We start from the raw sequence: 13,077 nt of genomic DNA, 5'->3' as shown, positions 1-13,077 counted from the left end.
GAAAACCGCTTGCCAAGTCGGCGGCGGCGTGATTTGACGCCCGCACATTAAATCATCGAGGGATGGCCATCATGGATGCGAACGCTTCTCCGCATCTTCTCATCATTGAGGCGCGGTTTTACGACGACCTGTCGGACGCGCTGTTGCAGGGCGCCAAGGATGCGCTGGATGCGGCCGGTGCAAGCCATGACGTCATAACGGTTCCCGGCGCGCTGGAAATTCCCGCCGTCATCGCCATGGCGCTTGACGGCATGGATGAGGGTGGCACCCATTATGACGGGTTTGTCGCCCTCGGCACCGTCATTCGCGGCGAGACCTATCACTTCGACATCGTCGCCAATGAATCGAGCCGTGCGCTGATGGACCTGTCGATCAACGAAGCCATCGCCATCGGAAACGGCATTCTGACGGTCGAGGACCGGGACCAGGCCTGGAAGCGGGCCACCAACCACGACGGCCCGGGTGAAAAGGACAAGGGAGGATTTGCCGCCCGCGCCGCGCTGACGATGATTGACGTAAGAAAACGTCTGGGTGCGACGTGACCGAAGACGCACCATCCCCGAAAACCGCCAATCAGCGCGGCGCGGCCCGCCTCGCCGCCGTGCAGGCCCTCTATCAGATGGATATCGGGGGCACCGGTGTCCTGGAGGTGCTTTCCGAGTACGAGATGCACCGCCTCGGCAAGGAACTGGACGGCGATCTTTACCGCAAGGCGGATCCGGCCTGGTTCCGCGCCATCGTCTCCGGTGTGGTTGAACAGCAACGGACCCTCGATCCGCTGATCCGCACATCGCTGACGGAGGATTGGCCCCTGTCGCGCCTCGATTCGACCCTGCGCGCGATACTGAGGGCAGGGGCCTTCGAGCTTTGTAACCGGCGCGAGGTTCCGATCGCAGTGATTGTCACCGAATATGTCGACATCGGTCAGGCCTTTTTTGGCGAGGAAGAGCCGAAACTGATCAATGCCGTCCTCGACCGGATAGCAAAACGGGTGCGCCAGGACGGCAAGTAGACGGTCTCAGCCTGCCTCAACGAGGACGATCTCCGGCGGGACGCCGAAGCGCAAGGGAAGACCCGTGCAGCCGAGGCCACCGGAAACGATGAGCTGCCGGCCGCTTTCCTGCCTGTGGCCGTAAGCATAGCGCTGACCGTATCGCGACGGCACATAGGGCGCGCCGACCAGCGGGAACCGCACCTGTCCGCCATGGGTATGGCCGCTCAGGGTCAGGTCGACCCGGTCCGGCACTTGAGGAAAAATATCCGGTTCGTGGGCAAGCAGAATGACCGGATCCATCTCGCCGTCAATCTGTTCCATCGTGCCGTCCAGGTCGTCCTGACCTTCAAACCGGCCCCGCCCCAGCCTCCTGGCGTGCTGATCGCCGAGACCGGCCAGCCAGAACCGGGCGCCGGCCTCGGTTCTGAAGCGGGCGGCCACATTGTGCAGGACCGGAATTCCGGCCTTTTCAAGAGAATCGCGAATGGTCTCGCCACCGCGCCAGCAATCGTGATTCCCAAGCACGGCAAAGGTGCCGAGGGGCGCGGAAAGCCGAGACAGCGGTGCACACCAGGCGGGTGCCGGCAGCTCGGTCCAGCGCGCCAGCTCAAAGCCGCTGACAAAGTCACCGAGCAGAACAATCACATCCGGCTTGAGCGCGTTGGTCTGAGCGACGATCTTTTTGATGCGGCCGGGCGTCATCCAGATTCTGCTGGCGTGGAGGTCGGCGAGCGCCGCGATGCGCAGACCGCGTCCGTTGCGGTGCTTGAAGTAGGACAGCCGTTCCGAGTGAACGCGGTAGGTCCGGACCTTTGGCGTCAGGAAGGGCTCAATCCCGAGCGCATAAACCCCGAGGCCCGCCGCAACGAGACCGCTTCCGACGACAATTTCACCGATCATGTCGCTCCAGCGGTTGCACGGGTGCCGAACTCCTATCCCGGTCCTTTACGCTAACCAGCGTCAATCATTGTGATGTCCGGTGAAGCGCAAGCCGCACTGGACGTGTGGAGTATCCACGGCCGCCCGCCGGAGTTTGAGGCAAAGCCGTCGTGTCATCATCGAGAACGCTCTAAGCTGCAAACATGTCCCGACCGTGACGGATCGTGCCTGAAAAAATGTGGTGAATACACCACCGGCCGGGCGTAAATCTTTCGATCAATGCGCAAAGACCCCTTGTGTGTGTCTGGTTATTGTCTCTAGATCGGCGACGGAGTTTTGGAAGATCACGCAACGGGAGAACGTCGTGGACAAACATGCGCGGGTTGTGGTCATCGGCGGCGGTGTCGTCGGTTGCTCGGTGCTGTTTCATCTGGCAAGGGCCGGCTGGAAAGACCTCTTGCTCATCGAGCGCTCGGAACTGACCTCCGGTTCGTCCTGGCATGCCGCCGGCGGGTTCCACACGCTGAACGGCGATCCGAACGTTGCCAAACTGCAGGCCTACACGGTCTCGCTCTACGAGGAACTTGAAGAGCTTTCCGGTCAATCCTGCGGTCTGCACCTGACAGGTGGGGTGATGATGGCCGACACGGAGGAGCGCATGGATTTCCTGCGCTATACCCACGCCGTCGGCCGGGCTCTCGGAATGGAAACGGAGATCATTACGCCGTCCGAAGCCAAGGCAATGTTTCCGCTGATGGACGAGAGCAATTTTGTCGGCGCGCTCTGGGATCCCGTTGAAGGCCACCTCGACCCGTCCGGCACCACGCATGCCTATGCGCGGGCCGCCCAGAAACTCGGCGCCAGGATCGAATTGCGCAATCCGGTGACCGAGATAACCCAGGATGCCGACGGAACCTGGAATGTCGTTACGCAGAACGGCACGGTGAGGGCCGAACATGTCGTCAATGCCGGCGGGCTATGGGCGCGGGAGGTCGGCAGGATGGTCGGCCTCGAACTGCCTGTCCTGGCCATGGAGCACATGTACCTGTTGACCGAGACCATGCCGGACGTGCTGGAGTTCAATCAGTCGTCGGGACGCGAACTCGTCGGCGTCATCGATTTCCGCGGCGAAATCTACACCCGTCAGGAACGCGACGGCCTTCTCCTCGGCACCTATGAGAAGGCGTGCGTTCCCTGGTCTCCCGTCAAGGCGCCCTGGGATTTCGGCCATGAGCTGCTGCAGCCGGATCTCGACCGCATCGCACCATCGCTGGAAATCGGTTTCAGGCATTTCCCGGCTTTTGCGGAGGCCGGCATCAAACAGGTCATCAATGGCCCGTTTACCTTCGCGCCGGACGGCAATCCGCTCGTCGGGCCGGTTCAGGGACTGACCAATTTCTGGTCGGCCTGCGCGGTCATGGCAGGGTTTTCGCAAGGCGGCGGCGTCGGGCTCGCCCTGGCGAACTGGATGGTGGACGGGGATCCCGGCCACGACATCTTCGGGATGGATGTCGCCCGATACGGCGATTTCACATCGCTGCGCTACACCAACGCCAAGGTGCGCGAGAACTATGCGCGCCGCTTTTCCATCCGTTTTCCCAACGAGGAACTGCCGGCGGCAAGGCCGCAGCAGACAACGCCGCTCTACGACATCATGGTCCGGGACAACAATGCCGTCATGGGCGACAACTGGGGGCTTGAGACACCGCTTTGGTTCGCGCCGGAAGGAACCGAGGCGAAGGACGACCTGTCCTTCCACCGGTCGAATGATTTCGAGCATGTCGGCAATGAGGTGCGCGCGGTGCGTGACCGGGTCGGCGTGACGGAGATCGCCAATTTCGCCAAATACGAGATTGCCGGGGAAGGGGCCGAAGCCTGGCTGTCAAGGCTTATGACCAACACCATGCCGGGAACCGGGCGGATCGTTCTGACACCCATGTTGAACGAAAACGGAAAGCTGATCGGCGATTTCACCATCGCGAAAGCGGACGATTCACGCTTCATGGTCTGGGGGTCGACGGCCGCGCAAATCTATCACATGCGCTGGTTCGAAAAGCATCTGCCGCAGGACGGCTCGGTGCGGATCAGGCGATTTGGCCAGACGCTCGTCGGCCTGTCGATCGCCGGCCCGAAATCGCGCGCGGTGCTTGAGGCGCTTGCCGATATCGATGTGTCGAACGAGGCGTTCCGCTTCATGGACTACCGTGAAATGGATGTCGCCGGCTGCCCGTGCCGCGTCAACCGCATCAGCTACACCGGCGATCTCGGCTATGAAATCTGGATGGAGCCGGCCTATGAGCGGACGGTGTATCACGCCATCAAGGCGGCCGGCGCGGATCATGGAATTGCCGATTTCGGCATGCGCGCGCTCCTGTCCATGCGCCTTGAAAAGAACTTCCCGACCTGGTTCGCGGAACTGCGGCCGATCTACGGTCCCTATGAGGGCGCCATGGACCGCTTTATCAAACTGTCGAAGAACGACTTCATCGGGCGCAGTGCGGCTGCCCGCGAGGCCGAGGAGGGACCGCGGCTGCGGCGCGTCTCTCTGGTCATCGAGGCCGAAGACACCGATGTCATGGGGGATGAACCCGTCTGGGCAAGGGTTGGATCGCGCGACTACGGGCTGGTCGCCCCGCCGCACGGTCATGGCGCGCCGCGTTTCGGTCCCGACGGGAATGAACTGCCGAAGCCGGACCCGCAGAAAGACGGCGAATGGCGTGTTGTCGGCTGGGTGACATCGGGCGGCTACGGACACTATGTCGAAATGTCGCTGGCACAGGGCTATGTTCCCGCCGAACTGTCTGAGCTCCCGGATTCAGGGCTTTTCGAGGTGGAAATTCTCGGCCGCCGCTGTCCGGCCCGCATCGCGGTCGAACCGCCCTTCGATCCGACGGGCGAGAGGATGCGCGCCTGAAGATGTGATCGGCATGCGTCATTTGGCCGATTGAATTTTACAAAACTCTAATATATCAATGGGCGCCTTATCACCGTATCGCCGCCTGCCGGCGGAACCGGATCCTGCAGCGTGCGAATCCACCGTAAGGCCGGTTTTCCGACCGGCCATCCGGCTTTGCCTCAGTCAGGAACGACAGGAAAGCAGATGACTGCCAGCGACTCAGTTGTGAGCCCGGCCCATGATCACGCGCTCGGCCTGGCCAAGCGCAATGCTTTTGTGTTGGCGGCGGCAAATGCCTTCATCGGCGCGTGTGCCCCGATCGCGATCTCCCTTGGCGGCATAGCCGGCGAGTATCTTCTCGACGAAGACAAGTCGCTGGCAACGGCCCCGGTCACCGGTTTCAACATCGGCGTCGCACTGGGAGCCCTGCCGGCGGCGTGGCTGATGCGCCTGATCGGCCGCCGCTACGGGTTCATGGGCGGTGCCATTGTCAGCGGGCTCGGTGGGCTGATCTCGGCCATCGCCCTCTTCAGGCTCGATTTCTGGCTGTTTGCCGCCGGTCTCATGGTGCTTGGCATGGGCGGCGCCTTCGTCCAGCAGTTCCGTTTTGCCGCGGCGGACAATGCGCCCGACAGCTTCAAGGCACAGGCCATTTCCTGGGTGCTGATCGGCGGTATTTTCGCCGCGATCATCGGGCCGCAGACGGTCATCTTCATGCGTGATTTCTTCGCGCCGATCCAGTTTGCCGGTGCCTATGCGTCGGTGATCGGTCTCTCCTTCATGGGCATCGTCGTCCTGTCTTTTCTGCACGTCCATGAAAACACGGTGCTTCTTGAGCACGAGAGCGAGGAGCCGGCGCGTCCGCTGCTGGAAATCATCAGCCAGCCGCGTTTCCTGACCGCGCTGGCCTGCGGCGTCTGCTCCTTTGCGCTGATGTCTTTCATGATGACCGGCGCTCCGCTGGCCATGATCGGCTGCGGCTTCTCAACCGATTTGGCCACGTTGGGCATTCAATGGCACGTTTTGGCAATGTTCGGCCCGAGTTTTTTCACCGGCAAGCTGATCGCCAGATTCGGACGTGAGACGATTGTCGCGACCGGTCTGATCATCCTGATCGGCTGCGCCATCGTCGGCAGCATGGGCATCGAGCTCTGGAACTTCTGGCTGGCCCTCGTGCTCCTCGGCGTCGGCTGGAATTTCGGCTTCATCGGTGCGACCGCCATGGTGACGACCACCTACCGCGCCTCGGAGAAAAACAAGGTGCAGGGCGTTCATGACGTGATCCTGTTCGCAACCGTCGCCTTCAGCTCGCTGATGGCCGGCAAGGTCCTGAACACGCTCGGCTGGGATGGAATCAACATGATCATGTGGCCGATCGCCCTGGCTTGTCTGCTGCTTCTTGGCCTCCAGGTGCGTGCCGATCGCAAAAACCGCTCGGTCGCGGCCTGATTCGCCTCTTATCTGGCACTTTCGACGTAAACCCGGTGGGATTCGGCAACAAGTCCTTGACGGACGCAGGTGCTGTCGCCATTGTCCGCGCCGATGCGGCGGCCGGTTGCGTTCCGGCCTCCAGCCGCGTGTCTTAACAGCCGGGTCTGGGGGATCCTGCCTGGCGAACAGGAGGGAATGGCATTGTCAATTTTATTTGCTGTCATCGCCTGCGGTCTGCTGTCCATCGTCTTCGCCGTCTGGGCGACGCAGTCGGTGCTTGCCGCCGATCAGGGCAATGAGCGGATGCAGGAGATCGCTGGCGCGATCCGGGAGGGTGCGCAAGCATATCTGAATCGCCAGTACACCACCATTGCGATCGTCGGTGCAGTCGTATTCGTTATCACCTGGATTCTTCTTTCATCCCTGGCGGCGATCGGTTTTCTGATCGGCGCGGTCCTGTCGGGCGCAGCCGGCTATATCGGGATGCACGTGTCCGTGCGGGCCAATGTCCGCACTGCGCAGGCAGCGTCCAACAGCCTGGCCGCGGGCCTTGACATTGCCTTCAAATCCGGCGCCATCACCGGCATGCTGGTTGCCGGACTGGCTCTCCTCGGCGTCTCAATCTACTACTATGTGCTGACCGGTCCGATGGGCTACAACGTGGCCGATCGCACCGTCATCGACGCCCTTGTGGCGCTCGGCTTCGGCGCCTCGCTGATCTCCATCTTCGCCCGTCTCGGTGGCGGCATCTTCACCAAGGGTGCGGATGTCGGCGGCGACCTTGTGGGCAAGGTCGAGGCGGGTATTCCGGAGGACGATCCGCGCAACCCCGCCACCATTGCCGACAATGTCGGCGACAATGTCGGCGACTGCGCTGGCATGGCCGCCGACCTTTTCGAAACCTATGCGGTGACCGTGGTCGCGACCATGGTGCTTGCCGCGATCTTCTTTGCGGGATCGGCCGTGCTTGAATCGGTCATGGTCTATCCGCTCGTGATCTGCGCGGCCTGCATCGTGACCTCGATTGCCGGCGTGTTCTTCGTCAAGCTCGGCTCCAACGGTTCGATCATGGGCGCGCTCTACAAGGGTCTGGTCGCAACGGGACTGTTGTCCATCGTTGGAATGGCGATCGCAACGCAACTGACAATCGGCTGGGGCCCGATCAGCGAGATCGGCACGACGGGAACGAACCTGTTCTTCTGTGGTGTGGTCGGTCTGATCGTGACCGGTCTCATCGTCTGGATCACCGAATACTATACCGGCACCGACAAGCGTCCGGTGAATTCGATCGCCGAAGCTTCGGTCACCGGTCACGGTACGAACGTGATCCAGGGTCTGGCCGTCTCGCTCGAGGCGACGGCTCTACCGGCAATCGTCATCATCGCCGGTATCATTGCCACGTTCCAGCTCGGCGGGCTCTTCGGAATGGGTATTGCCGTGACCGCCATGCTCGGCATTGCCGGCATGATCGTGGCGCTGGATGCCTTCGGTCCGGTCACGGACAATGCCGGCGGCATCGCCGAAATGTCCGGACTGCCGGCCGAGGTGCGCAAGTCGACCGACGCGCTCGACGCCGTCGGCAACACCACCAAGGCCGTGACCAAGGGTTATGCGATCGGCTCCGCCGGTCTCGGCGCTCTTGTCCTCTTTGCGGCCTATTCGAACGATCTGGCATTCTTCGCGAGCAATGCGCAGGATTTCCCGTATTTCGCCGATGTGGGAGATATCTCGTTCGCTCTGTCCAACCCCTATGTGGTTGCCGGTCTGATCTTCGGCGGTCTGATCCCGTATCTGTTCGGTGGCATCGCCATGACGGCCGTCGGCCGGGCAGGGGGCACGGTCGTCCAGGAAGTGCGCCGGCAGTTCAAGGAAAAGCCCGGCATTCTTGAAGGCAAGGATCGTCCCGATTACGCCCGCGCGGTGGACCTGCTGACCAAGGCGGCGATCAAGGAGATGATCGTGCCGTCGCTGCTGCCGGTTCTGGCGCCGCTGGTTGTCTATTTCGGCGTCTATTTCATCTCCGGCTCCAAGGCTTCCGCCTTCGCTGCGCTCGGTGCATCGCTGCTCGGTGTGATCGTCAACGGCCTTTTCGTCGCGGTGTCCATGACCTCCGGCGGCGGCGCCTGGGACAATGCCAAGAAATCCTTCGAGGATGGTTTTGTCGATGCCCAGGGTGTCCGTCACGAAAAGGGTAGTGAAGCGCACAAGGCGTCTGTCACGGGTGACACCGTCGGCGATCCTTACAAGGATACCGCGGGTCCGGCCGTGAACCCGGCGATCAAGATCACCAACATTGTGGCGCTTCTGCTTCTGGCGGTTCTGGCCCACTGACGACCACCGTTTGGCGGCCCGGTCAGGGCCGCCGGCAGCAAAAACCCCGCGCTATGAACTGACCCCCTTGAAGTCGGACGGTTCGCTATGCGCGGGTTTTTTGTCCGGCTGCCGATAAGATCAGAAGTCTGAATTGTTGCCGCCGCCGAGAATCTCCCGGGCTCTCGCTTCGCCGGAGGAGCCGACGGAGGACAAGGCCCGGCTGAGGAAGGTCTCTTCCTTGCCGCCGGTCGGGGTGGTGCGGTGGATCGTGTCGAACACCTTGCCGTCTTCCATCGTGTAATTGGCGATGTTGCTGACCGTCCCCTCGTCGTCGAAGTAAACGGCCAGAATGGACTGGTCCACGAGCCTCGGCTTCATGAACATGGCGTTGCGTACGCGCTTTTGCGAGATGTAGTAGAAGGTTTCCTGCCCGTAATCGCCCTTCGTCGTGGGCGTGCCGAGCGAAAGCAGCACCTGCTCCTTGCTCGATCCGGGCGGAACCAGTTCCAGCGTTTCGCTGTCAACCACATATCCCTGGGTAAAGGTTTCGCTTGTGTTGCAGCCGCTCAGAACGGCCGCGGACAGTCCGAGTGCGATAACACCGGCGAAAGAAATGCGCCGATCTGTGTTGAATAAACGCCGCCTCAACAATATCTCCCCTGTCAGTCGAAAGCCCAACCGTTGCTTTTCCCGCCCGCTTCGGTAAACCAGCAGCGCCGCAGATGCAACCGGGTACGGTACCTGTGCGCGCTATCAATGAAGCAGTCCGGTGCCAAAAATATGGCATACAAGGAAAAAGATGATCGTCGGGTATTTTAACCGAAAGCGAAGGAATCGCGAAATTGTCGACCGGCTTTACCGGCAACTGACGGCGATTGCACGCAATCCGGCATTCTACGCGCGCCTGCATGTGCCCGACACCGTGATGGGCCGCTTCGAGATGCTTTGTGTGGTCATGGTCCTGTTCTTTCGCCGAACCAATGGCAAGGACCCGGCGCTGCAGCACCTCGCCCAGGACGTCGTTGATACGTTTTTCGAGGACATGGATCATTCCCTGCGCGAACTCGGGATCGGCGACCAGTCGGTTCCAAAGCGGATGAAAAAGCTGGCGCGCATGTTCTACGGGCGGGCAAAGTCTTATGGAACAGCGCTCAACGAGGGGTCGGCGGAGACGTTGTCCGCGGCCCTGCACCGCAATATCTATCCGCAGGACAGGGCCGGCGAGGACATGTCCGACATGGTGTCGCCTGAAGGCCTCTCGGAACTGGCGCGTGAGGTGATGCGGCTCGACGGCTGGTTCTCGAACCGCGATGAGGCGGATCTCCTCGGCGGTGAACTGACGTTCCCCGATGGTTCGATTGTGCAGGAAAGACAAGCAAATGGCTGAAAAAAATAAAGAATCGTACAGTTACAACGTGAATGTGGGCCATCTTTCCGCAAACCCGGTTTCGGTCACGATGGCGACCGACGGGCGCGAGCGGGTCGAACTCGCGGAGCGCTGGGGCGTGCTCAAGGTCGACGCCCTCGAAGCGGAGCTGGAACTGATGCGCTGGAAGCGTGACGGTGTGCGCATCAGGGGCCGCGTCAAGGCCGATATCGAACAGGAATGTGTCGTGACGCTTGAGCCTGTTCATTTGCATATCGATGAAGCCGTTGACGCGCTCTTCGTGCCCGAGGGTTCACGGCTTGCGCGCATGCCGGTCGATGAAACCGGCGAAATGGTTTTTGATGCGGAAGGACCCGACCTGCCCGAAACGTTCACCGGCGATTCCATCGACGTGGGAGCGGTCTGTGCGGAATTTGTCGTGTTGGCAATCGACCCCTATCCGCGTAAAGAGGGCGCTGTCCTGGAGGCAGCCGACGACACGCCGGCCGAAGAAGACCGGCCGCCATCTCCCTTCGCCGGGCTGAAACACTGGAGCAAAGGCTGATCATAGACCCTGCCTCCACTTCCGAACCGGGCACATTTGACCGTGAAATCTCGGACAGGTGTAGAACCCATGGACAATTATATTGTATGCCGGCGCAAAACAGTTATTTACTGCAAGCCGGAGGGACGACTTTCCGCGGCCGGAACGGAAAGCGCGATGAGGGATAAGATAGATTGATTACGGTTGCAGTGGATGTAATGGGAGGCGATTTCGGTCCGGAAGTGGCCATCCCCGGTCTGGCGAAGTCTCTTGATCGTTATCCCGAACTCAGGTTTCAGCTCTTTGGGATCGAGGACAAGTGCCTGCCGATCCTGGAACAGTTCCCGAAACTCAAGGACGCCAGCGAGTTTCACCATTGCGATGTCGCGGTGCGTATGGACGACAAGCCGAGCAGGGCGCTTCGGCAGGGCCGCCGGCGCTCCTCGATGTGGCGGTCGATCGAGGCGGTCAAGAACGGTGAGGCGGATGTCTGCGTGTCCGCCGGCAATACCGGCGCGTTGATGGCCATGGCCCGTTTCTGCCTCAGGACGATGGCCAATATCGAACGTCCCGCGATTGCCGCCATATGGCCGACTGTGAGAGGCGAAAGCATCGTCCTCGATGTCGGCGCGACGGTCGGCGCCGATGCCCAGCAGCTTATCGATTTTTCGATGATGGGCGCGGCCATGGCGCGGGCATTGTTCGAAATTGACCGGCCGACGGTCGGCCTGCTCAATATCGGCGTGGAAGAGATAAAGGGGCAGGAGGAAGTCAAGGAGGCCGGAGGCATCCTGCGTGACAGCCAGCTTCCGGGTATGGACTACCGTGGCTTTGTCGAGGGAGACGATCTCGGCAAGGGAACGGTCGACGTGGTCGTGACCGAGGGTTTTTCCGGCAACATCGCTCTGAAGGCCGCCGAGGGCACGGCGCGGCAGATCGCCGAATATCTGCGTGCCGCCATGAACCGCACATTGCTCGCCCGGCTCGGTTACCTGATGGCAAAAAGCGCGTTCGACCGGCTGCGTGAGAGGATGGACCCAAACAAGGTCAATGGCGGTGTTTTTCTCGGACTGAACGGGGTTGTGATCAAGAGCCACGGCGGAACCGATGCGGACGGATTTGCCGCCGCTGTCGACGTTGCCCATGACATGGCGCGAAACAACCTTATCTCTAAGATTGAAGACGATTTGAAACTCTTCCACGCGAGGATGCCGGCGAACGGCGAGCTGGTTGAGGAAAATCAGGGGTGAGTATGATCCGATCAGTTGTGCGTGGTTACGGCTCTTGTCTGCCGAAACGGGCTATGACCAACCGGGACATGGAAGGCGTCGTCGATACGACCGACGAGTGGATTGTCCAGCGTACGGGTATCCGTCAGCGCTACATCGCCGATGAAAGCGAGACGACCTGTTCCCTTGGAGAAGGCGCTGCGAGAGCCGCTCTGGACAATGCGGGCCTTGGCCCGCAGGACATTGATCTGATCATCGTCGCCACCTCCACGCCGGACAACACCTTTCCCGCCGCCGCCGTCGATATTCAGAACCGGCTCGGCATGCGTCACGGCGCCGCCTTCGACATCCAGGCCGTATGCACCGGCTTTGTCTACGCCGTGACGACGGCGGATGCCTATCTGCGCGGTGGGCTGGCCAAACGGGCGCTCGTGATCGGCTCGGAGACCTTCTCCCGCATTCTCGACTGGAGCGACAGGGGAACCTGCGTGCTCTTCGGCGACGGCGCCGGCGCGCTCCTTCTGGAGGCCGTTGAATCGCCCGGCAAGTTGTCCGACCGGGGCGTGCTGGCCTCGAAGCTGCGCTCTGACGGGTGTCACAAGGAAAAGCTCTACGTGGACGGCGGCCCGTCTTCGACACAGACGGTCGGTCATCTTCGTATGGAGGGCCGCGAGGTGTTCAAGCACGCCGTCAGCATGATTACGGACGTGATCGAATCCGTGTTCGATGCCACCGGAATGACCGCCGACGACATCGACTGGTTCGTTCCGCATCAGGCCAACAAGCGGATTATTGACGCCTCGGCGCGCAAATTGGGTATCGATCCGAAAAAAGTCGTGATCACGGTCGATCGCTACGGCAATACGTCGGCCGCTTCGATCCCGCTTGCACTCGTCGATGCACTGGAAGACGGGCGCATCAAGCAGAACGATGTCGTGCTGCTCGAGGCGATGGGCGGTGGCTTCACCTGGGGCGCCGTCATGGTGCGCTGGTAGCCCAAAGGCGGAAAAAGCCCGACTTTCATATGCTTATAGATGCGCTGCAACATAATCACGTCTTGACCCGCTCTCCATAGGTCAATAGTGTTTGTGAGCCCGCAGGCAAGGCCTGACAGCAAATACGGGAATGGCGGTAAATCAATGAGTGGAAAAACGGTCACGAGAGCGGATCTGGCGGAAGCGGTATTCCGCAAGGTGGGGCTTTCAAGAACCGAATCCGCTTCATTGGTCGAGATGGTGATTGACGAAATCTGCAACGCCATCGTCCGCGGTGAAAGCGTCAAGCTTTCCTCCTTCGCGACCTTTCAGATCAGGGACAAGAACGAGCGGATCGGCCGTAACCCGAAAACGGGTGAGGAGGTTCCGATATCGCCGCGCCGGGTGATGACGTTCAAAGCCTCGAATGTTTTGAAGAAACGGGTTCTCG

At 61.1% G+C, this 13,077-nt stretch carries 12 protein-coding genes; 10 read left to right on the top strand and 2 right to left on the bottom strand.

Annotated features, from left to right (window positions below; all coding sequences use genetic code 11):
• The first annotated feature begins 71 nt into the window (after positions 1-71).
• Positions 72-542, top strand: coding sequence for a 6,7-dimethyl-8-ribityllumazine synthase (ribH, locus tag AC5E6N_RS02365; protein ID WP_491746303.1), 471 nt, complete (start codon positions 72-74; stop codon positions 540-542).
• Positions 539-1,012, top strand: a complete 474-nt coding sequence (gene nusB, locus AC5E6N_RS02360) for a transcription antitermination factor NusB (protein WP_491690970.1) — start codon at positions 539-541, stop codon at positions 1,010-1,012. Before ribH ends, nusB begins: the two co-directional genes overlap by 4 nt.
• A gap of 6 nt (positions 1,013-1,018) precedes the next feature.
• On the opposite strand, the gene AC5E6N_RS02355 is transcribed toward nusB, so the two are convergent.
• On the bottom strand, positions 1,019-1,894 hold the full coding sequence (locus tag AC5E6N_RS02355) for a metallophosphoesterase (protein WP_491746302.1): 876 nt from the start codon (positions 1,892-1,894) through the stop codon (positions 1,019-1,021).
• Positions 1,895-2,237: 343 nt separating this feature from the next.
• Here AC5E6N_RS02355 and AC5E6N_RS02350 point away from each other — a divergent pair, with 343 nt between their 5' ends.
• The 3 genes from AC5E6N_RS02350 (at position 2,238) to AC5E6N_RS02340 (ending at position 8,531) form a co-directional block, all read left to right on the top strand.
• Positions 2,238-4,787: a GcvT family protein gene (locus tag AC5E6N_RS02350; RefSeq protein WP_491746301.1), complete on the top strand. Its 2,550-nt coding sequence runs from the start codon at positions 2,238-2,240 to the stop codon at positions 4,785-4,787.
• A gap of 186 nt (positions 4,788-4,973) precedes the next feature.
• A complete protein-coding gene (locus AC5E6N_RS02345; RefSeq protein WP_491746300.1) occupies positions 4,974-6,218 on the top strand; it encodes an MFS transporter in 1,245 nt (414 codons plus the stop codon).
• A 177-nt stretch (positions 6,219-6,395) separates the two neighbouring features.
• Positions 6,396-8,531, top strand: a complete 2,136-nt coding sequence (locus AC5E6N_RS02340) for a sodium-translocating pyrophosphatase (RefSeq protein WP_491690974.1) — start codon at positions 6,396-6,398, stop codon at positions 8,529-8,531.
• Positions 8,532-8,651: 120 nt separating this feature from the next.
• On the opposite strand, the gene AC5E6N_RS02335 is transcribed toward AC5E6N_RS02340, so the two are convergent.
• Positions 8,652-9,161 (bottom strand): outer membrane protein assembly factor BamE, encoded by a 510-nt coding sequence (locus tag AC5E6N_RS02335; RefSeq protein ID WP_491690975.1) that lies wholly within the window; start codon positions 9,159-9,161, stop codon positions 8,652-8,654.
• Positions 9,162-9,312: 151 nt separating this feature from the next.
• Here AC5E6N_RS02335 and AC5E6N_RS02330 point away from each other — a divergent pair, with 151 nt between their 5' ends.
• The 5 genes from AC5E6N_RS02330 to AC5E6N_RS02310 all read left to right on the top strand — a co-directional run.
• Positions 9,313-9,900, top strand: a complete 588-nt coding sequence (locus AC5E6N_RS02330) for a ubiquinol-cytochrome C chaperone family protein (protein ID WP_491746299.1) — start codon at positions 9,313-9,315, stop codon at positions 9,898-9,900.
• Complete coding sequence (locus AC5E6N_RS02325; protein WP_491746298.1) at positions 9,893-10,444, top strand: YceD family protein; 552 nt, start codon at positions 9,893-9,895, stop codon at positions 10,442-10,444. Before AC5E6N_RS02330 ends, AC5E6N_RS02325 begins: the two co-directional genes overlap by 8 nt.
• A 173-nt stretch (positions 10,445-10,617) precedes the next feature.
• Entirely contained in the window at positions 10,618-11,673 is a 1,056-nt protein-coding gene (plsX, locus tag AC5E6N_RS02320) for a phosphate acyltransferase PlsX (protein WP_491746297.1), read from the top strand.
• A 2-nt stretch (positions 11,674-11,675) separates the two neighbouring features.
• Positions 11,676-12,647 (top strand): beta-ketoacyl-ACP synthase III, encoded by a 972-nt coding sequence (locus AC5E6N_RS02315; protein ID WP_491746296.1) that lies wholly within the window; start codon positions 11,676-11,678, stop codon positions 12,645-12,647.
• Positions 12,648-12,791: 144 nt separating this feature from the next.
• Positions 12,792-13,077 (top strand): integration host factor subunit alpha (locus tag AC5E6N_RS02310; protein WP_491746295.1); only part of this gene is annotated, 286 nt, incomplete at its 3' end.

It is taken from the genome of Hoeflea sp. (assembly GCF_984452065.1).
The sequence above is the reverse complement of the archived record's forward strand: the minus strand, read 5'-3'. Positions and strand labels throughout refer to the sequence as shown.